General features: G+C 61.3%; 15 protein-coding genes. 1 reads left to right on the top strand and 14 read right to left on the bottom strand.

Features of this window, described 5'->3' with window-relative positions; genetic code table 11:
- Nucleotides 1-456: 456 nt before the first annotated feature.
- The 7 genes from DLM86_RS05120 to DLM86_RS05090 all read right to left on the bottom strand — a co-directional run bounded on the left by DLM86_RS05120 (nucleotide 457) and on the right by DLM86_RS05090 (nucleotide 12,993).
- On the bottom strand, nucleotides 457-1,461 hold the full coding sequence (locus DLM86_RS05120) for an SIS domain-containing protein (protein WP_110838891.1): 1,005 nt from the start codon (nucleotides 1,459-1,461) through the stop codon (nucleotides 457-459).
- A 23-nt stretch (nucleotides 1,462-1,484) separates the two neighbouring features.
- A complete protein-coding gene (locus tag DLM86_RS05115) occupies nucleotides 1,485-2,306 on the bottom strand; it encodes a PfkB family carbohydrate kinase (RefSeq protein ID WP_110838890.1) in 822 nt (273 codons plus the stop codon).
- 36 nt (nucleotides 2,307-2,342) lie between these two features.
- Nucleotides 2,343-4,088 carry a hydantoinase B/oxoprolinase family protein gene (locus DLM86_RS05110; protein ID WP_110838889.1) on the bottom strand — a complete coding sequence of 582 codons (1,746 nt, stop codon included), beginning with the start codon at nucleotides 4,086-4,088 and terminating at the stop codon, nucleotides 2,343-2,345.
- On the bottom strand, nucleotides 4,085-6,166 hold the full coding sequence (locus DLM86_RS05105) for a hydantoinase/oxoprolinase family protein (RefSeq protein ID WP_110838888.1): 2,082 nt from the start codon (nucleotides 6,164-6,166) through the stop codon (nucleotides 4,085-4,087). The genes DLM86_RS05110 and DLM86_RS05105 overlap by 4 nt, the downstream gene beginning before the upstream one ends.
- Before the next feature lie 346 nt (nucleotides 6,167-6,512).
- Nucleotides 6,513-9,230: a cohesin domain-containing protein gene (locus DLM86_RS05100; RefSeq protein WP_110838887.1), complete on the bottom strand. Its 2,718-nt coding sequence runs from the start codon at nucleotides 9,228-9,230 to the stop codon at nucleotides 6,513-6,515.
- Nucleotides 9,231-9,282: 52 nt separating this feature from the next.
- Nucleotides 9,283-11,070, bottom strand: a complete 1,788-nt coding sequence (locus DLM86_RS05095; protein WP_110838886.1) for a dockerin type I domain-containing protein — start codon at nucleotides 11,068-11,070, stop codon at nucleotides 9,283-9,285.
- 12 nt (nucleotides 11,071-11,082) lie between these two features.
- A complete protein-coding gene (locus DLM86_RS05090) occupies nucleotides 11,083-12,993 on the bottom strand; it encodes an S-layer homology domain-containing protein (protein ID WP_110838885.1) in 1,911 nt (636 codons plus the stop codon).
- Nucleotides 12,994-13,309: 316 nt separating this feature from the next.
- Between DLM86_RS05090 and DLM86_RS05085 the strand changes: the two genes are divergently transcribed.
- The gene (locus tag DLM86_RS05085; RefSeq protein ID WP_158289336.1) at nucleotides 13,310-14,662 is read left to right on the top strand and encodes an extracellular solute-binding protein; all 1,353 of its coding nucleotides are present in this window, start codon (nucleotides 13,310-13,312) and stop codon (nucleotides 14,660-14,662) included.
- A gap of 70 nt (nucleotides 14,663-14,732) precedes the next feature.
- Here the strand turns inward: DLM86_RS05085 and DLM86_RS05080 are convergent, their stop codons facing one another.
- From DLM86_RS05080 to DLM86_RS05050, 7 genes are all read right to left on the bottom strand, one after another.
- Nucleotides 14,733-15,848, bottom strand: coding sequence for a GntR family transcriptional regulator (locus DLM86_RS05080; RefSeq protein WP_110838883.1), 1,116 nt, complete (start codon nucleotides 15,846-15,848; stop codon nucleotides 14,733-14,735).
- Nucleotides 15,849-16,037: 189 nt separating this feature from the next.
- Nucleotides 16,038-17,642 (bottom strand): type 2 periplasmic-binding domain-containing protein, encoded by a 1,605-nt coding sequence (locus tag DLM86_RS05075; RefSeq protein ID WP_110839187.1) that lies wholly within the window; start codon nucleotides 17,640-17,642, stop codon nucleotides 16,038-16,040.
- Between the two features lie 67 nt (nucleotides 17,643-17,709).
- Complete coding sequence (locus tag DLM86_RS05070) at nucleotides 17,710-18,606, bottom strand: carbohydrate ABC transporter permease (RefSeq protein WP_110838882.1); 897 nt, start codon at nucleotides 18,604-18,606, stop codon at nucleotides 17,710-17,712.
- A 40-nt stretch (nucleotides 18,607-18,646) separates the two neighbouring features.
- Nucleotides 18,647-19,606 (bottom strand): ABC transporter permease, encoded by a 960-nt coding sequence (locus DLM86_RS05065; protein WP_110838881.1) that lies wholly within the window; start codon nucleotides 19,604-19,606, stop codon nucleotides 18,647-18,649.
- 34 nt (nucleotides 19,607-19,640) lie between these two features.
- Nucleotides 19,641-22,670: an alpha-mannosidase gene (locus DLM86_RS05060; RefSeq protein ID WP_245954358.1), complete on the bottom strand. Its 3,030-nt coding sequence runs from the start codon at nucleotides 22,668-22,670 to the stop codon at nucleotides 19,641-19,643.
- A 376-nt stretch (nucleotides 22,671-23,046) separates the two neighbouring features.
- Nucleotides 23,047-25,107, bottom strand: coding sequence for a Fe(3+)-hydroxamate ABC transporter permease FhuB (gene fhuB / locus DLM86_RS05055; protein WP_110838879.1), 2,061 nt, complete (start codon nucleotides 25,105-25,107; stop codon nucleotides 23,047-23,049).
- A complete protein-coding gene (locus DLM86_RS05050; protein ID WP_110838878.1) occupies nucleotides 25,107-26,129 on the bottom strand; it encodes an ABC transporter substrate-binding protein in 1,023 nt (340 codons plus the stop codon). The genes fhuB and DLM86_RS05050 overlap by 1 nt, the downstream gene beginning before the upstream one ends.
- Nucleotides 26,130-26,177 lie beyond the last annotated feature (48 nt).

Below are 26,177 nucleotides of genomic sequence, written 5' to 3'. Positions count from 1 at the left end.
GATTAGCTGGAAAACCTCCCCCTAATTTTTGAGATTATACGAGAAAGCCGCATCTGTGGACCAATTACATGGAGGATTTCCGGGTAAAACGAGAATATGGCGTTTTGCCGCCGGATTAGCTGGAGATTTTCCTTCTAATGCGCGGAAGGAGCCTGCAACGCGGAAACGGGCGAGGATCGTACGCCCAATGACAAGCAAAAAGTCACCCGAGGGCGAGCGCTCCCCCACGAGGCAGCGGCCCGAGTCTGCTCGCGCACGCGAAAAAAGCCGCGGCACCCGAGGGCGAGCGCGCCCCACGAGGCTGCGGCTCGAGCCCGCTCGCGCGCAAAATAGCCGCCTCCCGAACGCGAGTGCGCCCCCGGGCAGCGGCTCGAGCCCGCTTGCGCGCAAAATAGCCGCCTCCCGTTAAGGGAACGCGTCCCCTCGGGCGGCGGCTTGCAACCGGCTAACGCCGGGTCAATAAGGCACCTTGAACATGTAGCGCCGCGTTTCCAGCGGATGGCTGCGGGCTTTGGACAGCGCCAGCGCGAACATGCGCAGCACGAAGTTCATCGCAAGCGGAGCGATGTAGCCTTTCACCTCGTCGTCGATGCCGGTCAGGTCGAACGTCTTCGCGTCGATGACGATCGTCTTCTCGCCGTATTGCTGCAGGAACGCGTGCGCGCGCTCCTCGAGCGGCCGCGTTTCGTCCAACCCTTTGAGCAGAATGAACGGCACGGTTTTGTCCAAAATTTCGAACGGTCCGTGGAAAAATTCCCCGGCATGAATCGCGTGCGAATGAATCCACTGCATCTCCATCAGGATGCAGATCGCGAACGAGTACGCCATGCCGTAGTTCGCGCCGCTCGCCATCGTATAAATGATCGATTCGTCCTTGTACTGTTCGGCATACTCGCGGACCGTATCCGCGTATTGTACCATCGCCTTCTCGAATACGGTGCCGAGGTGGTCCAGGCTGGCCAGCAGCTTCTCGTACTTCTTGTTGCCCTCCTTGATGTAGAGCAGCCCCATGGTCAGCCTGTACAAGATGGCATAGTTCATAATTTCCGGATGCGGCTCCATGTTGCCCGCCGAAATCCAGCTGTAATTGACGACGAAGTCGGATTCGTCGGCGAGCGGCGCATGCTCCACATACATGAGCGACACGGTCAAGGCGCCTTTGCTCTTGGCGAAACGGGCGGCTTCCGTCGTCTCCGGCGTCTTGCCCTTGTGCGAGCACAGGATGACGAGCGACTGCTCGTCGAGTGACCGCGGGTTGCGGTGAATGAACTCGTTGGAGCTGAAAATTTCGGCCGTAATGCCTTGCGCTTCCCGGTCGATTACATATTTGCTCGGATACATGAGAGCGGACGAGCCGCCGCACGCCACATAAAACACCCGCTTGATCGTTCGACTGCGGTAGGCGTCGAACACGCGCTCCAATTGCTCGTTCGCCTGCGCGAACGGACCTTCGTATACCATGGTGAAAACCTCCTGTGCCTTCGTTATTTGGACTTGCCGTAGCCGAACGCTCCGTACGTGCCGCAGGTGGCCGCCGCCGCTTCAGCCGCCCGGGCGAGCGCTCCCCGCATGTCGCGGCTGTCGTGATAGGCGGCGAGAAAGGCGCCGATGAACGAATCGCCCGCTCCCATCGTGTCGACGATTTCGGCCGGAGCCGGACGCTGCTCGAAGACGGCCCCGTTCTCGGAAAAGACCGCGGGCTCCGCCCCTCGCGTCACGCCGACGACCGGCACGCCGAGCCGGTGCACGTCCTCGATCAGCGACCGGATGTCGCCCGCGGTCAGGCCGCTCCCGGAGAAAAACGCGTAGGTCAAGTAAGGACAGACGCGGCGCAAGTAGTCCGCATCCCACCGCTGCGGAGTGGAGAAATCGAACGATACCGGCCTGCGCGCCATCCGGGGCAGCTCGTGCTCCGTATCGCTGTTGACGCTCGTATGGACGACGTCGAACCCGTCGATATAGTCGAGGTCGTCCTGCGTCAGCCGCAGCGTCAGCCGCGACTGGACGCGTATGCCGCGGTTCGTGCCCGCGAACGTCCGATCCCCGTCGGGGGTTAAGGCGACGACGGCTTCGCCGTTCGGTCCATACGCCCGGCGAAGCCGGGACGCGTCGATCCCTTCGCGGCCCAGACAGTCGACCACATGCGCCGCCGCCGCGTCGTCCCCGACGATGCCGAGGTAGCCGCAGCCGGCCGCGCCGCCGCGCCGGGCCGCCACCGCGACGTTGAGCGCGTTGCCTCCGGGGTACATCAGCCCCTGATCGCGGTAATAGTCGACGACGTTGTCTCCGATGCCGAGCAGCTTCATGCCGCCCGCCTCCTTCCAGCCGCACAATCGCGGCGATTAAGATCGCACGCCCGCTCGCCGTTCGGCTGTCGCATTCTCGTCGACGATCGGCCCGTTCGGACCGGCAACGAGCACGACACCGTAATCGTCCAGAGCCGAGGCGAGCGACACTTTCCCTTCGCGGACGTCGCGCAGCACCGCTTCGGCCGGACGGTCGTACGGGTGTCCGTAGCCGCCGGAGCCCGGCGCGCAGACGCTGATCAAATCTTCCCGGCCGAGCGTCACGCCGGATATTTTCGAGCCGAGCGTTTGCAACTCCCCGCCGCCCCGGGACAGCCGGAAGCGGCCCGGACCGCCGCTCTTTCCGCCTTCGAGCCCCCACGGCGCGAACTTGTGGCGATCCCCGAGCCCGGTGTAGCTCATGCCGTCGCACAAAATCCGGAAGTCCCGGCGAATGCCGAGGCCGCCCCGAAACCGGCCGGCGCCGCCCGAATCGGTCTGCAGCTCGTACCGTTCCACCAGCACCGGATATTCGCGCTCGAGCGCTTCGATCGGCAGGTTCGACGTGTTGGTCATATGCACCTGGACGCCGCTCAAGCCGTCCCCGCGGCTGTGCGCCCCGGAGCCTCCCGCGATCGTCTCCAAATAGACGAAGTAGTTGCCGTTCCGCGGATTCGTGCCGGAGAAGATGGCCGACGTCACGACGCTGTTGCAGGCGGCGAGCACCCGCTCCGGCGCCACTTGGGCGAGCGCGCCCATGATGACGTCGACGACGCGCTGCGCCGTATCGATCCGCTGCCCGACGGGCACCGGCAGCGTGCAGTTGACGATGGAGCCTTCCGGCGCCGTCACCTGAAGCGCCCGGTAAATGCCGTGGTTGGCGAAAATCGACTGCCCCGCCACCGCCTTGAAGCAGTAAAACGCGGTCGTCAGCAGTCCCGAGTACGTCATATTGAGCGGCCCCGGCACCTGCGGACTCGTCCCGGCGAAATCGACCTTGGCCGTGCCGTCTTCAATCGTCACCGTCGCCCGGATCGGAATCGGCGAGTCGGAATTGGCGCCCGCGTCGTCCAAATAATCCTCGAACGTGTACGTTCCTTCCGGCAGCGTGCGGATGCCCGCGCGCATCAGATGCTCCGCGTAGTCGAGCAGCGCGTCCGTGCATTCCGCAAAATAATCCGCCCCGTACTTGCGAACGACTTCGGCCAACCGCTTCGCACCGGCGATGTTGGAGGCGATCTGCGCGTCCAAATCGCCGCTGCGCTCGACCGGCGTCCGCGTATTCAGGATGATGAAGTCGTAGCTTTCCCGCACAAGCTCGCCCGCCCGGCATATGCGTCCGAGCGGAATGCGCAGCCCTTCCTGGAAAATGTTGTCCGAATGGGCCGATACGCTGCCCGGCACCATCCCGCCGATATCGGAGTGGTGCGCGATGTTCGCGACGAACGCGACGAGCCGGTCGTCGACGAAGACGGGGGACACCATCGTAATGTCGGGCAGGTGCGTTCCTCCGCCGGCGTAAGGATCGTTCGTGACGAACATGTCGCCCGGACGAAGCGAGTCGACCGGAAACTTCTTCAGCACCTCGCCGACGACGCCGAGCATCGAGCCCAGATGCATCGGCACGTATTCCGCCTGCGCGATCATGCTGCCCTTCGCGTCGAACAAGGCGGTCGAGCAGTCTTTCCGTTCCTTGATATTGGTCGAGTACGCCGTCTTCACGAGCGTGACGCCCATCTCCTCCGCAACGGACAGCAGCAAATTGCCGACGATTTCGAGCGTAATCGGGTCGATCCGTTTCATCGTTGTTCCTCCTCGCCGAACGTATGAATGAGCAGATTGCGGTAAGCGTCCACGCGCAGCGTCTGACCCGGCAGCAGCAAAATCGTCGAGTCCATCTGCTCGATGATGGCCGGTCCCGCGAGCCGGTCGCCCGGGAGCAAATCGGTGCGGGAGTAAATGCCGGTGCTGTAGTAGCCCGGGCGATCCGTCTCCGCGAAGTAGACGTCCCGCGTCGAGGTCGGCTTCACCGTACGGCCGGCGCCGGCGCTCTCCTCCTCCGCCCGCAACGCCGCTTTCGGAAGCTCGCCGAGCGCGGTGACGCGGTAATTGACGAATTCGACGACGCCGTTCCGGTTCGAATAGCCGTAATTTTTCTCGTGCTGCTCGTGGAACCGGGCGACGATCGCCGGCAGTCCCTCGACGGTCAGCTCGGACCATTCGACGGGTACGGTCAGCTCGTAGTTTTGCCCTTTGAAACGCATATCGAGACCGAGCGCGTACCGCCGGTTCGACTCCGGAACGCCTTCCTTCGCCAGCATCGCCGCCCCTTCGCGCTCCATGTCGGCGAACAGCCCGCGGATCGTGTCGAGACCGCCGCCGTTCGATTCCTGAAGCGACGAGCGGACGTAATCGGAGCGAACGTCCGTTACCAGAAGGCCGAGCGAGCAAAACGTTCCCGGCGAAGGCGGGACGAGAATGCGCGGGATGCCGAGCTCGCGGGCCAGCGCGCCGCAATGGAGACCGCCGCCGCCGCCGAACGAGACGAGCGTAAACTCGCGGGGGTCGTACCCTTTCTCCACGGAGATGAGCCGGATCGCCCGCGTCATATTGGCGTTGACGACCGACAGTATGCCCATCGTCGCCTCCAGCAGCGACAGCTTCGTCGCGTCGCAAATATGCTTCTCGACGGCCCGCTTCGAAGCCTCGACGTCGAGCGCCATCCGCCCGCCCAAGATGCCGTCCGGGTTCAAGCGCCCGAGAATGGCGTTGGCGTCCGTAACGGTCGGACGCGTCCCCCCACGGCCGTATGCAGCCGGTCCGGGCGTCGAGCCCGCGCTTTCCGGCCCGACCTTGAGCGCTCCGCCGGCGTCGAGCCAGGCGATCGAGCCGCCGCCCGCGCCGCACGCATGAATGTCGAGCATCGGGATACGGGCGGGAAAGCCTTCCACTTCCCGTTCCATCGAAATTTTCGGCTCCCCGTTCTCGATCAGGCTGAAATCGGCCGACGTGCCGCCCATGTCGAACGTAATCATATTTTTATATCCCGTCAGCTCGGCCAAATAAGCCGCCGCCACGACGCCAGCCGCCGGTCCCGACACTGCGGTCCGAACCGGATTGGCGACCGACTCCTGGATCGAGATGATGCCGCCGTTCGATTGCGTAATGTACGGGTCGACCGGGATGCCGGCGTTGCGGACGGATTGCTGAAAATTGTCCATATACGTCTGCATGACCGGTCCGAGATACGCGTTGAGCGACGTCGTGCTGAGCCGCGCGTATTCCCGGAACTCCGGCACGACCTGATGGGAAGCGGATACATAAGCGTCCGGATAAAGGCGCCGGATTTCGTCGACGACCTGCTTCTCATGCTCGGGGTTCATATAAGCGAACAATAGGCATACCGCGATCGAGCGGACGCCCTCCCGTTTCAATTGTTCGATCGCTTCGGCGAGCCGCTCCCGGTTGAGCGGCTTGCGCACGGTGCCGTCGGCGTAGAGGCGCTCCTCGACCTCCAGCCGCAAATAACCGGGGATGACCGGCTCCGGCTTCTCCTTGAACAGATCGTACAAGCCCGGACGCGTCTGGCGGCCGATCTCCAGCAAATCCCGGAAGCCTTCGGTCACGAGCAGCCCGGTCAAGGCGCCTTTCCGCTCGATGAGCGCGTTCGTGGCGACGGTCGTGCCATGGGCCAAATAACGGACGTCGGACACCGGAACCCCGTTCATTTCCAATATTTGCTCGATGCCGGTCATGATGGCCCGCGACGGATCGTCCGGCGTGGACGGCACTTTGTGATTCAAGATGTCTCCGGTCGACGCGTCGACCAACGTAACGTCGGTAAACGTGCCGCCGACATCAACTCCGACCATGTAACGCATAAGAATCCTCCTCGTTCCCCTTGAACTGGTGCTCCTACTGAAGATCGTCCCGACCGCGCGAGAACGCCGCGTGAAGCGTCGAGTTACAACTGAATTATAGCCCGGGGTTTCGGGGGAACAGAATGGAATATCTCACGCTTAACTTGCAATATCGTCTTGTCCTTGTCCGCGTCCGCAGCCCCGGCTCGGCGAATCGGACGACCGTTCGACCCGATAAACGGCAAAAATCGTGAAAAAGTCGTAATCCGAACGATATCGTACAAATTTTGAATAGAAAAAGAAGCCCTTGCAGCCAAGGACTTCTTCGCAATGCCGCTGGCGCGGCTGAAAACCCTCTTCATCGTCTCTATCGGCGAAGCTCGAATACCGCGCTTCCAACCAGTCCGAGATCGGCGATATCGATCTCGCCGTCGCGGTTCAGATCCATATGGCGGTTGGAATCGTCGATCGCGGCGCCGATCCGCCCGGCGAGCGAGATCAAGTCGTCCGTCGTGACGACGCCGTCCCGATTGACATCCTCCTTCTCCGTTTGGATCGTGACGGGCCATACGAAATCCGAGCCCAGACGATGCGTGACGCCCGTCACGTCGCCGTCGATGCGAATCGTTTCCGACTCGCCGAGCAAGATCAGCCGGGCTTTGTCGCGATAGCTCTTTGCCGTTAAGCGGATTTTCGCCAGCGGCCCGTCGAGGGAATAGCCGTTATCCCCCAGCCGGGTCCCTACGATCGTCACATCGCCTCCGTCGGCGGACCAAGTCATGTAGCCGTTCGATTGCCAGTCGTCCGAGGCCGTAACGCTCTCGATGGTCCATACCGCGGGGTCGATCGCAAGCTCGGCTTTAAAGCCGTACAGCGCGTTCGCCTGCTCCAGCTCCAGGGCGACCTCGATCGTCTCGTTCAGCCTCACCGCATCGGGTCCGTTCAGCTTCAACCGGCCCGGACGCTCGTACTGCGCGTCGGTTACGGAAATGCGCTGAAGGCTGCCCATATCCGTGGCGTCGGCGAAATAAATTTGCTCCTGGCCGCTCGCATCCTCGGCAAGCGCCATGAATTTCACTTCCAGGCTCTCCGGGAACAGCCGGACAAACTCCAGCGTTCTCGGGTCGATGACGGTAATGCGGTCCGCCAAATCGATGTACAGCAGGCCGTCTTTGCCCCAATACGGATGATAAGGCCGCCACATGCCGTAGTTCGTAATGTCGGGGTATATATTTTTGTAATTCAAAATTTCATGCGTGACCGGGTCCATCTTGAACAAAATGCCGTCCACGCCGCCCCAAATGTTGCCGTCCGGACCGACGGTCAGCCCGCTGATCATCGGCGATTGACCGATTCCCGGAATATCGAGGGCGAATTCGGTCACTTTGCGCTCGTTGGCGACATCCCAGACGAAAAGCTTCGCCGATCTTTCGGTAGCGGACGTGCCCAAACCTCCATGGATCGTGGTGGACCCGTAAATGTAGCCGTCCTTGTAAGCCAGCCCTACGATGCTTTGATTTTGGACGATGTTCCGATACACCTTATGCTCGCCGGTCGAGGGGTCGAATATCGTAAGCGCGCCGCCAAGCTCCCCGTATCCCGGGATGGTGCCGATCATGATTTTGTCGCCCATCGTTTTCATAATATACGGACGGTCCTGGGATTCTCCGATCGTGAACACCCGCGTCGCGACCGGGGTGCTCTGGGTCGTATCGATTTTATACACATGGCCGCCCGGATATATGCCCATGTACATATCCGTACCGTAAGCGACCATGCCCTCGGCTTGCTCCAGGATCAAATTTTTCAATGAAGCCGTACGCGGATCATAAACGGCGCCCAATCCCGCCGGATAAGCCGACATGTACAGGCTGCCGTCCGGTCCGACCTCGATATTGTGAATCGGGTTGGGGGCGCCGATCAAAGCGGAAGGCATGCTGTACACCGTTCGGGCGTCCACGTTAAAGATCGCGATTTCGCCGTTGCCTTTCATCGACACGAGCGATTGGCCCGGATATCCCGGCAAATCGTCGAACGAAACCCAAGCCGCTCCTCGGAGCGAGGTACCGTATCGAATAAGCGGAGTCGCTTGAAACGTCGTCAAATCCAATTCGGTCAGATGCCCGTTCGCTGGAATATACACCTTGTTATCGCGCGCCGCCAATTGGGCGAAGTTGAAGACGCCGACACCCGTTCCGCCGTTCTCCGTATCTTTTCCGACGACATGCGGAAGCCAGGCTCCGTTTTTCAAATCGTAGAACAGCAGCTTGTACAAGTCGCCTTGAAACTTGACGAGCAATAGATCGCCGACGACCGCCATATCGTACGCGAAAGGCACCTGCGCCGCGGACACGCCGAGCAGGCCGGGCACTTCGGCGCCGATGCTTTGCTTGTACCCGGCCGTAGCCTCCGTTACGCCCAGCTTCACCACATCGCCGACGGTGCCGATGCCGGCATAAATGTAGCCGTCATGATAAGCGATCGAACGAACGTATTCTTGGCCGGGAACCATCGTCCCGTAGTCGGTAAACGTGCCGGCGACCGGATCGTACTTGAACACGCGGCCGGTTTGGAACGTTCCGCCGTACACGTTGCCCTTGTCGTCGACCGTCAACGACCAGATCGACTTCTCCCCCGGAATCGGCTCGCCGAGCTCGACGATCTGTTTGGTCGCCGGAGAATATTTCCATAATATTCCTTTCGTCTGCCCCGATGTCCGAATGCCGCCGATATAGACCGTACCGTCGGGGGCGACGGCATGCGCCCAAGCTTGCTGCACGCCGGGCATCGGAAAGCTGCGGAGCAGCGTGTTGGACCGGATATCGACGATTTGGAACGATGCGACCTCGGCGTTAACCGACGTGTAGAAAACCGGCTTTCCGTCTTCCTCGCCGACGACCGCACCCGATATGCCGGCTTTCGTAATCGGCGTCGCGATTTTTTCCGGATCGCCGAACACTCTTCCTTTAAACGTCACGCCATCGCCGCCCGGGCTTGCTTCCGCCGGCGCGGCCGAAAACATGCCGGAGACGATCAAGCAGCTCAAAACGGCGATCATGATCCATTTGCTTCGTAGCTTTCGCATCGTAGACCTCCTACGGAAATAATGATTTCCACGTTCGCCGCCCAATCCGGCGTTATGGTGCGGCAAGCGCTTTGGCGATCGTCTCGACATCGGCGGCGTCGATCTTCCCGTCGCCGTTCAGGTCGTAATATTTCGTGACGTCGTTCAAGCTTGCATTCACGCTTTTCGCCGTCAGCAAAAGGTCCACCAGATTGACGGCACCGTCATGGTTCACGTCCTCGAAGCGAGGCAGCAGCGTCGTTCTTGCCCTCACGTCGGCAGGGAACGTTTTGTTCTGCACCTCTCCTCCCTTGAGCGACTTCAATACCGAGCTCGCTTTAAGGGCAATAACGGTATTTCCTTGCCCGCTTAACGCCTTGAAGGTTACCGTGGCGATGCCGGCGTTCCCGTTGACGACGCCGCCATCCGTTCGGGAAGCATGGACGGCAAGCAGGCCGCCGTTCGTTTCCCACGTCAAAGTCGTATTGCCGCTTGCTCCGAAATCCGGATGGACGGCCGCTTCCACAACCTGCAGCGCGTTCGCATCAAACGCCACATTCAGATCGGCGGCCGTCAGCGCTTCGGCGTTTTTGGAGCCCAACCGCACGGTGAATGTCCGGTCTTTGGCGGCGTATTCGGCCGACGCGATATCGAGCTGCATCAAATCCCGTTCGTACGTAAACATCATATCGTCGTAATAGGCGACCGCCGTAGATCCGTTATTGACGAGAGCGAACAGCTTCGCGTGCTTGGCGTTGGCCGGAGCGAGCCCCTTCAATTCCGCCTTGAACCATTGATGAAGCGGGGTTTTGAAATGCTGCAGCAGATCCGCGCCGGTCTGCACGTTGTTCCCGTCGAAGAAGCGCAGCAGGAAGGTGGCGCCCCCCGACGGCGCCGGCGTACCGTCCACATACATCATCGCGGAAGCGGTGTATTCCGCGCCGGGCTTCACCGATAGCGGCCGGCTCTCCAGGACGACGCTGTTGTTCGTTTGCGTATCCGTAAGCTTGAGGCTGGAAGTGCCGGAATATTTTACGGCCGTCGATAGCTCGAATTTGACCGTATCGCTCGGAGCGGACCAATGGGTCCAGCTTTCCACGGCTCCGCCCGAGGTCAGACCTCTCTCGAATCCGGCGTTTGGAACCGGGATGCTGACCACCTCTTTCAGCCCGTCGGAGGAAATGACCTTCTCGGACAAATCTTCCGGCGGCAGCGGCGGCGTCGGGACGTTCACCTTCAGCTCGACGTCGTCGAAATACGTATTGCCGGTCCATGCCGCGGTAATGAGCAGAGCGGCGGACACGTATTTCGCCTCGGGCGGCGCCGTCTTGACCGGCGTAATCAACTGCGTATATTGGCCTTGCGTGCCCAACGCGTTGTAATTGACCGCCGCGCGGCTGCCCGTGAGCTCCTTGTTGCTCGCATCGTAGAAACGAAGATGGATCGAACCGCCGATGGACCCGCTTTTCCAGCCTTCCGGCTTATTGTGGTTCATCCATACGCTCAGTGTATACTCCTGCCCGGGGGTAGCCGGGTATTTGTCGCTTACCAGTTCGACCGTATGCATGGTGGAATTGTCGAACAGGTTCAAGCTGTGGCCGCCGCTTTTGACGACAGAGCCGTACACGCTGTGCGTCACTTTTCCGTATACATCGTCCTTGACGGCGTAATTCGAAGTCCAGCCGGGAATGCTGCCGTCCGGCCCGACCGGCTCCTCGAAGCCGGGGTTTACCATCGCGACGGCGCCCGACTGGGGCGCCGGCTCCGCGGCGCCGACACCGGCAAGAGGCCAGCCGGCGTAAACGGCCGCCAATAGGGATACAATCGCAACGACCGATATCCTTGTCCGCAACGTGCTCAATAGACCCACTCCTTATCGTTGTTCGATCAACCGCAGCAGCATAACGGCGACGTCCGCCCGATTGGCGCCGGATTTGGGAGAAAAGGCGTTGTCGCCGACTCCGTTCAACAGACCGCCCGCCCGTGCCGCATAGATCGCCTCCCGGGCCCAATCGCTGATCGCATCGTCGTCGGCGAACGGCTCCGACCCCGAACCGTTCGTCTTGACCAGTCCGGCGTTTGCGAGCATGACCGCCATTTCCTCGCGCGTCAGCTTGCCGTCCGGATTCATGTTCTCGCCGTCGCCTCGAACGATTCCGGCTCGATAAGCGGCGTTCACGGCGCCCGCATACCAGGCGTCCGCCTCCACGTCGCGGAAGGAAGCCTCGTGGCGGGCGGTCGAATCGAGATCCAGCATCCGTACCAGAAGCGAGACAAATTCGGCCCGGGTCGTCTCGCCGAAAGGAGAGAACGCCTCCTCCGCGGTTCCGTCCATCACGTGCTTGGCCGAGAGCGCTTCAATGGCGTACCGCGCCTCCTCGTACACGTCCTCGATATCCTTGTAATTCGCGGAATACTCCATCAGGGCGTATACGCCCGGCCGGGCCGCCGCAACCTCGAACTCGCCGCCCTCCGGCTTCGCGTTCCGCACGTACTCCCATGCGGACGTCGATTCGTTCCATGCATAGACACCCAACTTATGTACATTCGGAGCGGACGCCTCGTAGCGAAGCGTCAAGCGGAGCAGTCCGGCCTCCGGAGCGACGGCGACCGGTTTCCCGTCTTCCATGGCCGAGATTAACACTTGAAGTCCGGAAACGAAATTCAATCGCGCGTCCGTTTGCCGCCCGGCTTGCTCGCCGGCCGTCCGCAGCTGAAGCAGCGTTTCTTGGCCGCCCGCAAGCGCTTCAGGAGAAACGGCGGCGGCTCCCCTTTCGTTCTCGAGCAGCAGCGATACTTTGCCGCCTGCAAGCTGCTTCGCTTGGTCGGAGGTTACCAGCAGGGACGAGGAGCCGTTGTCCGCAAGCCGAACGCGAATGTTCGCTTCCGCCGGGACCTTCCATTGACGGCTTGCGCCCAGCTCCGAAAGCTGCCGAAGCGCCTCCACCGTTTTCGCTAACGACTCCCGATCGAGCCTCATCGATTTCGCCGCCGCATCTTCCGTTATCTTTACTTGATGCAACCATTGCCGCTGCAGTTGGCCGGCCAGCTCCTCCAACCGCTTCATCTCCGCGGGCGAATAGCTCCCCGCTCCGCCGGAGAGCAGCGACGAGAGCTGAGCCAACGCTTGCTCGGGATCGTTGGAGGCCAGCTTCTTCTCCAGCTCCTGCAAGCCGGGCCGAGCTTCCGGACGGGCAGGCGGGACGACCGGCGCGGGGGGAGCCGGGTCTTCGGAAGAAGACGAGGAAGCGGGCGTAATGGGCAGCGTCAACTCCCGCCCGGGGACGATGGCCAGCTCCTTCAAATCGGGGTATCCGTTGGCATTCAAGTAGCTTTCGCCGGTGACCGCCTTGACCGATTCGACGGCGAGCTTCGTAACGCCCGAACTGCGGGCGGCGAATTCCAGCTTCGCAACGCTTAACGAAGCGATGGCCGATGATGAAGAGGAAGCCCCTTGGCGCAGCAGCGGCAGGACGACCGTTCCTTCCGTTTCATCGATTTGCGAGCCGCCGAAATCGCTATAAGCGCCTTGCGGTTGAACTTGGCGGAACGTCAGCTTGGACGGGTCGTATTTCACCCGAACCTGCACCCCGTACAAATCGGCCGGATCGCGGGCGACGACTTGGACCGCAAACCGTTCTCCTTCCGATACCGGTTTTCCGTCAACCTCCAGGCGGAGCGTCGCCCGCTCCGGCTCGGAACCGCTTTCTGCAAACGCATACACGGGTGTGCATAAGAAAAGACTGCTCATTAAGACCGACACGATCAGACGTTTTGTGGTCATCCCTCAAGCTCCTTTCTTTTTACATATCTACCCCATAACTCTAAAATCCTTTTCTCCAAACACACACAAATATGATACATATGTTGTCAATAAAATGAACTTCCTCTTGATTTTCGCCCTCCCTCCTTATAAAATCGGATATAATTCGGTAATTTCATTGTTACTTATCTGGTTCATAACAGATTATAATCATAGGCAAAAGAAACTGTCAACGAATTTTGAAGCCCTTTCCTGCCATGTCCGGATCCGCATGGGGAAGCAGGCTTTATGATATAATGGGCTGGTGTGGATCACTATGCAATCGGGGTGCTTGGAGATGAATTCGAAGCCGAAGCGTTCTACGTTCAGGAGCCGCTACGAGGAAATGATGATCACCTTGAAAAACGAGATCATTGCGAGCATTTGGGAGGAAGGAAGCTTCCTGCCTTCGGAGAACGATATTGCCGAACGATTTCAGCTTAGCAAAAACTCCGTACGCAAAGGACTCGACCTGCTTGCCTCCGAGCATTTTATCGAAAAAATTCCGCGCGTCGGCAACCGCGTCCGGAAAGCGCCGGCGGGGACCGTCATCAAGCTCGGCTACTACCCGTCCATGATCAAGGAAGCGCACATCTACGACCTGGTCGAGGAATTTCATAAGCGGCATCCGCTCATACGGGTCCATATGATTCCGATGCCTCACTCGCATACGAAGCCCACCATGAAGGACTATATGGAATCCGACCAGATCGACGTCATGACGATCAACAACTACAATGTCGAGCTGTTCGCCCGGCCCGGCGGACCGCCGGATTTGCTGGAGCCGCAAGCCTTCCATGAAGGCGTTTATCCGGTTTTAACCGAGCCGTTTACGTTTGACGGGACGTTATACGTGCAGCCGTTCATGTTTTCTCCGGTCATTCTTTGCTACAATAAGGACCACTTTACCGAGAACGGAGTTCCGGAGCCGGACAGCGGCTGGACCTGGGATACCGTCAAGAAGGCCGCCCATCAATTATCGACCGGCAAAAACCGCTACGGCTTCTTCTTCCATCTGCTGTCGGATAATCGGTGGCCCGTTTTCCTGCTGCAAAACAACGTCGTCTTCAACCGCGGAACCGATCGGGGCCGCAACCTGGAGCTGGACAGCTCGTCGCTGAAGGAAAGCTTCCGTACGCTGATCGACCTGAGCGAGGACGTGTTCCCGCCGTTCCTGTCGGAAAACGACCACGACGTGGACATGCTGTTCCGCCAGCAAAAAGTATCGATGATTTTAACCTCGTATTTTTTTCTCAACATGATCGAGGACGTGGACTTCTCGTACGACATTTCGCCGCTGCCCTATCAAGGAACGCCCAAAACGATGGTCATCGTCATCGGCCTTGCCGTCAATAAGCATTCCAAGCATAAGCAGGCCGCGCAGACGTTCGTCGATTTCATGCTTTCGCATGAAACCCAGCTCAAGCTGCGGCAGCATACGCTCAGCCTGCCCAGTCTCAAAAGCGCCGCCGAATGGAACGGGCCGGTTCGCGTCAAGCAGCCCGACCGGTTCTTCATATTCCGGGAAACGTTCCCCACGTTCAGCTACCACACCGCTTTAAACGTGACGTATTCCGAGCTGGAGGAAATCCGGCAAAACATGAAGCTGTACTTGTCCAAGATGGAGGGCATTCAAATTTTTTCCCGCTGACGACACAGCCTCCCGAAACCCGCGATACCGCGGGCCGGGAGGCTGTTTTTTCGTATGCCGCGGCCGTCGCTCACTCCGGCGCCGCGCCGGCCGTGCCGCGCTCGACCAGCTCCACCGGCACCAGGACGCGTCCCGGCGCCGTCTTCCCTCGCTCCAGCCAATTGACGACGATTTCGGCCGCCCTGCGCCCGATTTCGTAAAAGTGCTGCTCGACGGTCGTCAGCGGGACGATGACGTGCTGCGTCACCGGATTGTTGTCGAAGCCGATGATCGAGATGTCGGCCGGCACGCGGATGCCCGCGTCCAAGCAGCGGTTCAGCAAATTGGCGGCGATCAGATCGTTCTCCGTCTGGACGGCCGTTACCCCTTCGCTCCGGTACGAGTCGAGCAGCTGGGCGTAAAACTTGTCGACGCCGATCTCCTCCCGGACCGCCTTCATGTTCAGCTGAATATACCGGCTGTCGACTGGGATGCCGTGATCCTTCAACGCCTTGCAATAGCCGAAATAACGGTCGCGAACCGACGAGGTCGACTCGATGCTGACGGCGGACAAAAACGCGATTTTGCGGTGGCCGAGCTCGATCAGGCGCGAAACCGACTTGTACGCTCCGCCGAAATTGTCCGAGACGACGGCGCCGAGCGGCAAGCTGTCGAAATATTTGTCGATCGTCACGATCGGGTACTCGTCCAGGCAAAGCCGATGAAGAATGTCGTAGTTCGTCTGATCGTTCCTCGGATACAGAATGATCGCCGCGATGCCGCTTCGCGTCAACGTTTCCAGCAAATCGCGCTCCTTTTGGGAATCGTAGTCGCTTTGGTGAACGCTCAAATAATACCCGTTCGCGTTCAGCCAATCCGAGGCGCCGCGAATGTACCCCATCGTCCCGCGGTCGTCCTCCGACGGCAATATGAGCGATATCATTTTCCCCGTCCCGTCCGTCCGGTTCTCCGCCTGCGCGCGGCTGATCGACTTCACGAAGCTGCCGCTGCCCTTGACCCGGTAAATGAAGCCGTCCCGCTCCAGCTCCTCGAGCGCGCGGCGCGTCGTAATCCGGCTCACCCCGTAGCGTGCGCTCAGCTCCGCTTCCGTCGGCAGCTGGTCCTCCGGCTTGTAGACGCCCGACGAAATTTGCGCCTTCAGCTCATCAACGATGAGGCTGTACAGCGGTTTGTTGTCTTTGGTCAACTTCGTTCTCATCCTATCTTCGGCCCTAATCGCCCTATTCGCCATAGTCGTCCGTTCCATTCTCGCATTAAATTATAGCGTTCCCGGCTTCTTCATGTAAACCGAACGCATAGGAAGACGAACGCTCCGTCCGCCCCCGGGGCCGCCCAACCCGCCGGGCCGCCCGGGAGAGCCGTGTCGCCGACCGCCCTACTTCACGCTCATGTAGCGCTCGTACTGCTTTCGCCTGATGTCCAAATATTTGGCGGCGCCCATTTTGTCCAACGTCTTCACGTAATTGTCCCATTCCGTGTCCAGATTCGCTTTGCCGGTCACGAACTTCACGCGCATCTCCTCGATATACTTGTTGATGTCGGTCAGCATCGCGCTCGTCTGCTTCGCTTCCTCGTCGGTCGGCACGAAGTCCGGCCACAGCTCCTTCGGCGCGAACTTGTCGAGCTCCGCCGGGTCGGCCTTGATCTCGTCCGCCACCGTCGTCCCTCTCGCCGCCATCCGCAGCTCGTCTTTCGGCTCCACGTACGGATAATACGCCCCGTACACGTTGTCGACGTATTGGAACGCCCCCAGCTGCACGCCGCCCTTGTAGTTCAAAATGTCGTCGATGTACTTCGGTTTGCCGTCGACCATCTTGTACGTCTCGCCCTCGATGCCGAACGTTCCGAATAGAATCCCTTCCTCCCCGTAGAAGTAGTCGATCCATTTCAACGTTTCGACCGGGTGCTTGTTCTTGTTCGTAATGATGAAACCGAAAATGCCTTTGGCCGCCGGACCGAGCGTCCCCGCCACCTTGTCCCCGCGCGGGCCTTCCAGCGCGTTGATGCCGACGTAGTTTTTGGCGGCGTCCTTACCTATATAGCCCGGGCCTTCCCAGACGAACGAGCCGACCAAGTTGTTGGCGCCGTCGGTCGACCATTTCGCGTAATCGTAGCCGGTCGTGAAGTTTTGCTGCGCGAGGGAGCCGTCTTTGTACAAATCGCTCATATATTGGAGCAGCTCTTTATATTTCGGATCGTTGAACGTCGTCTTGATTTGGCCGTCCTTGTCTTTGTAGATCGACTGGCCGAACGCCTTCGAGCCGCCCTCGCCCATGCCGAAGCTGCTTGCGAGGAAGCTTTCGAGAAACGTCCAATACCGGCTTTCCAGCACCCAGCCGAGCCGCGCGGGATCTTTTTGCCGGACGGTCTTGAGGGCGCTCCGGAATTCCGCCGTCGTCTTCGGCACGGCCAAGCCCGCTTCGTCCAGCCACGACTTGTTGATATACAGCCGGACCGAGTTGAACGCTTTGGAGAAATCGACGTAAGGCAGTGCGTAAATGTGGCCGTCCGACATCGTAATCGCGCGCTTGATGTCCGGGTTATCCCGCAGCAGCTTGTTCAAGTTGGGCGCGTGCTGCTCGATCAGCTTCTCGAGCGGGATGAACAAGCCCTGCTTCCCGTACTTCATCAGCTCGTCGGTACCGAAGGCGATCCGGTAAAAGGCGTCGGGCAAGTCGTTCGAGCCGAGGATGACGTTTTTCCGCTCGGTAACGGCCGCAGCGGGAATTTCTTCGAAGTCGACGCGGATGCCGGTTTTCTCCTCATATTTTTTCCACATCCACAAGTCTTTCGCCGGAGGGTGAACATCGGTGTACCCTCGTTTCACCATCTTCAGCGCGATCTTCTCGTTCGCGGCCGTCGTGCCCGGCGATTCCCCGGCTTTCCCCGGAGTCGCCGCCTGTTCCGTTCCGCCGCAGGCGGTCAGCGCGAGCGAAAGCGTCAATGTCGATGCCAGCAGCAGAGACAACCCTTTCTTCATGTCCTCAACCTTCTTCCCTTGGTTAATATGTTCCATCCGGAAGTCGCCTCCCGGCCTTGAAACCGGATCAGCCTTTGATCGCTCCCACCAAGATGCCTTTCTCGAAAAATTTGGACAGCATCGGATACAGAATCAGCAGCGGCAGGGCGGACAAGACGACGACCGCGTATTTCAGCCCTTCCTTCACGATCATTTGATCCGCGTACTCGCCTCCGACCGAAATGCCGGCCATCTCCTTGAAATCGTTTTGGACCAAAATTTCCCGCAAAATGAGCTGCAGCGGAAACTTCCCCCGGTCGGTCAAATAAATCATCGCGTCGAAATACGAGTTCCAATGCCCCACGCCGTAAAACAGCACCATGACCGCGATGATCGGCATCGAAAGCGGCAGTACGATTTTGTACAACAGGCGGAAGTCGTTGCAGCCGTCGACATAGGCGCTTTCCTCGAGCTCGTCGGGAATGCGCGTCTGGAAATACGTTCGCATGATGATCATGTTGTAGGCGCTTATCGCACCGGGCAGCACGAGCGCCCACATCGTGTTGAGCAGGCCGAGCTGCTTGTTGACCAAGTAGACGGGAATGAGCCCGCCGCCGAAAAACATCGTGAACGCGAACAGCAGCGTGAACAAGCTTTTGCCGTAAAACTTTTTCCGGGACAGCGGGTACGCCCCGAGCACGGTCATGACGATGTTGATCGCCGTCCCGACGAACGTATAGAGCAGCGTGTTCGCGTAGCCGCTCCACATGTCTTTGTTCTCGAACACCTTCGCGTAGCTGTCCAGGTTGAAGCCCGCCGGGTAGAGCAGCAGCGGACTGTCCCATATGCGGCGAGGATCGGACAGCGAGGCGAACAGGACGAATAGGAGCGGATACAATATGGCGATCGTAATCGCGACGACCAGGACGAGAATGAGCCCGTCCGCGAGCTTCTCCCCCGGCGTCCGTTTGACGTTCAGCAGCACGGCACGATCTCCTTTCGATGCGAGGATGGGGCGTCCGCCTTCACCATAGGCTCGTCTCCCCGACTTTGCGCGCGACCGCGTTTACGACGATCAGAATGATGAAGTTGATGACGTTGTTGAACAGGCCGACCGCCGCCGAGAAGCTGTACTGCGTGTTGAGCAGCCCGCTTTTGTACATGTAAGTGGAGATGACCTCGGACGTTTCCAGATTCATCGGGTTTTGCATGAGCAATATTTTCTCGAAGCCGACGCTCATAATGCCGCCCGCGCTCAATATCGACAGGATGACGATCGTCGGCACCATGCCGGGCAGCGTGACGTGCCAGATGCGCCGCCACTTGCTCGCTCCGTCGATATACGCCGCCTCGTACAAATCCGGCGAAATGCCCGAGATGGCGGCGCTGTAAATGAGGGAAGACCAGCCGATGCCTTGCCAAATGCCGGACCAGACGTACAGATGCCAGAAGCTTCCCGGCTCGGCCAAAAAGTCGCGGGAGGCGAAGCCGAGCGATTGCAGCACCGAGTTGATGACGCCGTTCGTCGGCGAGATGAAGAAGAACAAAATGCCGACGGCGACGACGACGGAAATGAAATGCGGCGCGTACGAGACCGTTTGAGCGAACGTACGGAGCTTTTTGCTCCGTACCTCGTTGAACAGAAGGGCCAGCACGATCGGGGCCGGAATGCCCACGAGCAGGCCGTACAGGCTGATGCCGAGCGTGTTTTTCAATATCGTCCAGAAGTAGTAGGCGTTGAACAGCCGCTCGAAATGCTCGAAGCCGACCCAAGGGCTGTTCCAGATGCCGAGCCCCGGCATAAAGTCCTTGAAGGCGATTTGCACGCCGTACATCGGCCAGTAATGCCAGATGAGGTAATAAAGAACAGCCGGAGAAATGATGATGTACAGGCCGACGTTCCGCTTCAGCCGTTTCTTGACGGAATCGAATTTGCCCGGCCGGGGGAGCGGTCGTTCGGCGGTCGAGCCGATTTTGACATCCATGGGGAACCCCCTCCTTATCGGCGAATAGGTCGTGCTAACGAAGCCGGCAGCGAATCGTGCGGATGTCGAACGGGCGGAGCCGCAATACCGGCGATTCGGCGTCGAGCGGTTCGGCGCCGATGTCTCGTTCCATCAGATCGGTCTCGACGACGGAGCGGAACGGAACGGCGAACGTCATCCGCGCGGTCGCATCCGTTCCTTTGCTCTCGTACAGCCGCACGATGATGCCGTCGCCGTCCTCCGCCCGCTTGACCGCTTCTACGATGACGCCGTCCGCGCCGGTGTCGATCCATCCGCCCCGCCGCTCCGCAACGGCGGGCGCGCCGCGGCCTTGCTCCGCCAGACGGGTAACGCGCAGCGGGCAGTTCAGCTCGTACCCTTGGCGGATGACGTCGGAATCGGTCAGCGAGCCTTCGTGCGGGACGAGCGCATACGTGAACCGGTGCGTGCCGCGGTCCGCGGCCGGGTCCGGGTACGACGGGCTGCGGATCAGGTTCAGATCGATCTCGCCGTCCTCGACCCGGTAGCCGTACTTGCCATCGTTCAGCAGCGCGACGCCGAAATCGGGCCGGGAAAGGTCGGCGAACTTGTGCGCGCACTTCTCCCGCTTCGCGAAATCCCACGACGTGTTCCGGTGCGTCGGGCGCTTCAGATGGCCGAACTGGATGTCAAACGACGCTTCCGCCGCTTTCACGGCAACGGGAAACGACGTCCGCAGCATCTTGTGCGATTCGCGCCATTCGACCCGCGTCCGGAACTCGATCCGTCCGCAGCCCTTCGTCAGCACGATGTCCTGCACCAGCTCGGACTGCCCGTACTCGTACGTCTGCGTCACGACGGCGTGCGGTCCGTCGATACGAGCCTCGCTCGACACGAGGGCGAAGACGGCGGACGGGTAGTTTTCGTAGTCGATCGGGAAGTCCCACGCGTTGCCGTTGTCGGCATAGACGGCAAGACGGTTCGCCAGCTTGCCCCCGGCGATCGTCTCCCGGCCCGTACGCTTGTCGACGACGGAGCGGATCGCGCCGCACTCGGCGAATTCGACGCGCAGCGCGTCGTTCTCGAGCCGCGACGTCGAGGCCGACAGCCCGGAGGAAGACGGGGCGGACGGCGAGTCGCCGGCGCGGACGAGCGCGTATCCCATCGCGGGCACCGTCACCTCGCGCCATTCGCCGTCGAGGCGAAGCCATTCCGTACGTTCCCACGACAGCGAATTGAATACCGCGCAGGTGAACGCCCCGCCGCCACCCTGTTCGTCACGGGCGAGGGAATCGGCCAGCGCCGCGTACGTCTCCCCGGTCAGCCGCTCGACGTCCGCGAGCATCACCCGGTACCGCTCCCGCGATTCGTCGAACACCCGGGTAATCGACGAGCCGGGCAATATGTCGTGGAATTGGTACAGCAGCGTTTCCTTCCACCATGCCGCCAGCCGGTCGGCCGGATAATCGGACGTCCCGCGAACGACGCCGAGGACGGACGCCCATTCCAGCTCGCGCAGCGCGAACTCCATCCGCCGGTTGCCGGCCTTGTTGTCCGCCTGCGTCGTGTACGTCCCCTGATGCTTCTCCAAGTACAGCTCGCCCTGCCAGACGGGGAACGTCTCGGCATGACGACCGATACGCCCGAAGAAGCGCGCCGAATGCTCCTGACGGACGGGGGGGAGGCCGTTCAAATCGGCTTCCCGCCGCAGTCGCTCGAGATGCTCCTCGCCGGGACCGCCGCCTCCGTCCCCGATGCCGAACAACAGCAGCGCTTCGTCGGAGATGGCCTTGTCCTTGAACTTCGCTTCCGCCTTCGCGAGCGCTCTCGGCGCCGCCGAGCTGTTGTACGTCCCTTCCGGAGGCATATGGACCAGGACGCGGCTGCCGTCCAGCCCTTCCCACCGAAACGTATGATGCGGAAACTCGTTGTACTCGCTCCACGACAGCTTCGTCGTCATCATGTAGCGGACGCCGGACTTGGCCAGCAGCTGCGGAAGCGCCGCGCTGTAGCCGAACACGTCGGGCAACCACAGACAATCGACGTCGACGCCGAACTCGTCGCGGAAAAACGACTTGCCGTACAGCAGCTGGCGGACAAGCGATTCGCCGCCGGTCACGTTCGTATCCGGCTCGACCCACATCGCCCCTTGCACTTCCCACCTTCCTTCGCGCACCCGTTCCTTCACTCTCGCGTACAGCCGCGGATAATGCTCCTTCATCCAGACGTACAGCTGCGGCTGGCTCGCTCCGAATACGTACTCGGGGTATCGCTCCATCATGGTCAGTGCGGTGGCGAACGTTCGCGCCCCTTTGCGGATCGTCTCGCGGATCGGCCACAGCCAAGCGAGGTCGATATGCGCATGGCCGATCGCGGACAGGCGCAAGGACGGGTCGCCTCCCCGCTTCGCCAGCTCCGGCGCGAGCAGCTCGCGCGCCCGTCGGGCTTCTTCGTCGTCGTAGGCGACGAGCGTCTTGGCGGCCCGGTTCAGCGCATGGACGATCCGGTGTCTTCTCGCCGACGGCTCCGGCAGCTGGGCGGACAGCTCGAGCAGCACCTCGAAATCGTACAGCAGCTGGCGCATGCTCTCGTTGCAGATGGCGACGAACGCCTCCTTCAACGTGCCGTTGTCCTGCAGCTTGCCGAACAGATCGTTGCAGCCGGCGTCTCCCCACAAGTCGATCGCTTCGCCGCCGCGGGCGGGATTCGCCACATGGACGACTCGCTTGCCCGGCAGCCCGAGCGACTTGTCGAACTCGGAATTGACGTTTGTCAGCCCTTGCGTCGGGTCTCCCTGCCCGTCGACGAGGCACAATTCGCCGTTGATGTCGATCAGCAGCACGACCGGACGACCCGCTCCTTCGGCCGGCACCGCCCCTTGAAAATGAAACCAGGCGCAGTCCCACAAGTCTCCCCATTTGTCCCCCGGGCGAAGCTCGAGCCTGCGTCCTTCCCGGCGGCTTGCGAAGCCGACCGGCTCCGGCGTGACCCAAGCCTCGACGGACAGCTCCGCGATCGGGGTGTAAACCGATTGGCGGATTTTGTCCAGCACGCGGTTCAAATTGACACTGTTCGGGTAAGGCAACGTCCGCACCTCCAATGCTGCAACGCATATGTTGTACTGATACGTAAGCGTTTGCATAAATATTTGTTATAACATATATTAAGTGGAGTTGACGATTCCGTCAATAAGGAAATTGGAATTTTGTTACTTTGGGACCGGTGCGTTTGTGGTGATGCGCGGGATTTGTGATCCGTGGCCTGCGATTTGTTATAACATGTCGAGCGAGGATGCCTGCCAAAGAGTTAAACGGACGGAGTCGAAGACTCCGAAAGAACAGATTCGGCGGCGGGGGTGGACGTTTCCCGCTTTAACGACCCGCGATCCGCGATTCGCGCCACAAAAAAAGAAGGGATCGCTCCCTTCCTTCCTCCGAATCGGCCATAGGCCCGCTATGCGGTTATCGTCTGGCGAAGCTCCGGTACATGAGCGCGAGCAAATACGGCGTCCCGATCAGCGCCACGACGAGCCCGGCGGGAATTTCCTTCGGCGCGATCGCCACTCTCCCGATGACGTCGGCGAGCAGCAGCAGCAGCGCGCCGAGCATCGCCGCGAGCGGCACCGCCCTGCGCTGGTTTTGCCCGATCAGCATGCGGGCCGCGTGCGGCGCCAGCAAGCCGATGAAGCCGACCGTACCGACGCACGCCACGGCGATCGCCGCGAGCGCCACCCCGACGCCGGCGGCGAGCACCCGCGTCCGCTGCAGCTTCAGCCCGAGCCCGAGCGACACCGGGTCGCCGAAGGCGAGCAGGTCGATCCGGCGGCCGAGCATCCACGCGTACGGCACGAGCAGGACGATCGCGACGGCGAGCCGGCCGAACTCCTCCCAGCCGCGACCGTACGTGCTGCCGGCCAGCCAGGCGAGCGCCGGGGCGGCGCCCATCCCCGACTTGATGACGAGGAAGTGGATGACCGCCGAGCCGATCGCCGTCACCGCGATGCCGACGAGCGTCAGCACCGTCGGGTGCAGCCCTTTGCGCCAAGCGAGCGCGTAGACGAGCGCCGCCGCCGCGACCGCTCCGGCGAAAGCCGCCGCCGGCAGCAGCGCGCCCGGCGCCTCCGGCCAGACGACGAGCAGCAGCAATGCGCCGACGCCCGCCCCCGACGTGACGCCGATGACGGAAGGATCGGCGAGCGGGTTGCGCACGGCGCCCTGCAGCAGGACGCCGGAGACGGCGAGTCCCGCGCCCGCGAGCATCGCGACCGCCAGCCGGGGCAGCCGCATCTCCATAATGATGTTGCGGTACATGTCCTGCCCGCCGCCGCCGAGAACGGCGAGCACGTCGCCGACGCCGATCTTCAGCCCGCCCGCGGCCAAGCCGACGACGGCGGCGGCGGCGAGCAGCAGCGCCATGACGCCGAGCATCGCCGCATACGGCATGCCGCCGCGGGTGAAGCCGACGCTCATCGAGCTCGACGCGTCGACGGCGCGCTGCTCCTTCGCTCCGCGCACGGCGAGCCAGATGAGCCACGGCGCGCCGAGCGCCGCCGTCACCGCGCCGGCCGGCAGCTCGCCGATCGTGCTGCGGAACAGACGCGCGACCGTATCGGCGCCGACGAGGACGACGGCGCCCCACAGGGCGCTTGCCGGCAGCAGCGCGCGATGGCGGCGGTAGCCGATCAGCCGCACGAGGTGCGGCGCGATCAGGCCGACGAAGCCGATCGGGCCGACGACGCTGACGGTGACGGCGGCGAGCACGATCGCCGCCGCCAGCGCCGTCAGCCGCGCCGCGCCGACGCGCTGGCCGAGCGACTTGGCCGTGTCGTCGCCGAGCTCGAGCAGGTCGAGCGTCCGGACGAACAGGAGGACGACGGCCGCGCCCGCGACGACCCACGGCCAAGCGTGCTCGACGCCCTTCCAGTCGTTCTGGACGAGCGAGCCGGAGCCCCACAGGAACAAGCCGTTCGTCTCGTTCTCGTACAGCAGCTGAAGCGCGCTCGTGAACGCCGACAGCACGAGCGACACGATCATGCCCGCGAGCGCCATCCGGACGGGCGTCCCTCTCGGCCCGCCCGCCATCGCGTACGCCATCGCCGCGCCGCCGGCGCCGCCGACGAGCGCCAGCGCGAGCGGCGCGGCGCTTTTGAGCGCGGGCAGGAAGACGGCCGCCGCGACGACGACGAAGTAGGCGCCGGCGTTAATGCCGAACGTCCCGGCCGAGGCGAGCGGATTGCGCGTCACCGTCTGCAGCAGCGCGCCGGATACGGCGAGCGCCGCGCCGGCGATGACGGCCATGACGGCCCGCGGCAGGCGGACGCCGAGCACCGTATTGTGCTGCAGCGTGTTCTGCGGCGCAAGCAGCGCGTCCACGACCGTCCGCACCGTCACGTCCGCCTCTCCCTGCGTCAAGCTGGCGAAGACGAGAACAGCCAGCGCGAGCAGACCGCCGCCGAAGACGAGCGCCGCTTTCCAGGAGGAGCGGGAACGGGTTTCCGATAGGAGTGCTGGCGATGCGTCCATCATTTTGCCGTCAGGACGCTAACCGTTTTTTCGACGATTTTTTGAATCGACAGCGGCCCGCCGAATATCCACATGTCGCCTCCGAGCGCATACGTGCGGTTTTCTTTGACGAACGCGAGCCCTTTCCAGACGGCGTTATCCTTCAGCTGCTTCTCGAAAACGTTGTCGTCGTTCTGCACCGCGTACAGGAAATGCGCGTTCTGGATCGCCGGAAGCGCTTCGACGGAAGCGGTCGAAAACCCTTGGGATTCGAACTTTTCCGGCTTATAGGCGTTTTTCAAGCCCATTTTCGCGTAGATTTGCATGATGGACGAGTTGTCGGTCATGAGGCGGAACACGGCCGCGTTCTGGTTGCTGAACGCTTGCGTCACGGCGACCTCCGCCCCTTCCTTGCCCGCCGCCTTCAGCTTCGTCCGGGCGTCCTCGTACAGCTTGTCGAGGTCCTTGACCACTTTTTCGGCTTCCGGCTTTTTGTTCACGATGTCGGCCAGCGTCTTGAACGATTCGATCGTATCCGCGTAAATGTCTTTGGACGCCTGCTCCGAGTACGGGTCGAACACGATCGTCGGCGCAATCGCCTTCAGCTTGTCGTACGACGTCTTCGCCCGAATAACGGTCGTGACGATCAAATCCGGCTTCAAGCTGGCGATCAGCTCCAGGTTCGGCTCCTGGCGGGTGCCGACGTCGATCACGGTCGCAGCCGGCTCCGGCTTGGCGTTGACCCATTTTTTGTAGCCGGCGATATCGGCCATTCCGACCGGCTGAACGCCGACGGCCAGCAAATGCTCGGCGTAAGCCCACTCCAGGATGACGATTTTGGAAGGCGTGCCTTTAATGTCCGTCGTCCCCATCGCGTGCTTGATCGTTTTGACGGACGGCTCGGCGGCGTTCCCCGCCCCCGCCCCGTTGTTCGCGGCCGGTGCGGAAGCGCCCTGCTTGTTGTCCGTCGATGCCGTGCCGCAGCCGGCCAGGATGAGAATGAATGCCATTAGCAGCGTAAGCGGCTTGAACCATTTGTACATGTACGGTATCCCCTTAAATTCGTTCTAGTGTCGTGACAGATCGCTCGC

This window comes from Paenibacillus flagellatus, from assembly GCF_003217775.1.
Lineage (GTDB): Bacteria > Bacillota > Bacilli > Paenibacillales > NBRC-103111 > Paenibacillus_AB > Paenibacillus_AB flagellatus.
This window is presented reverse-complemented; position numbering and strand designations above follow the sequence as displayed.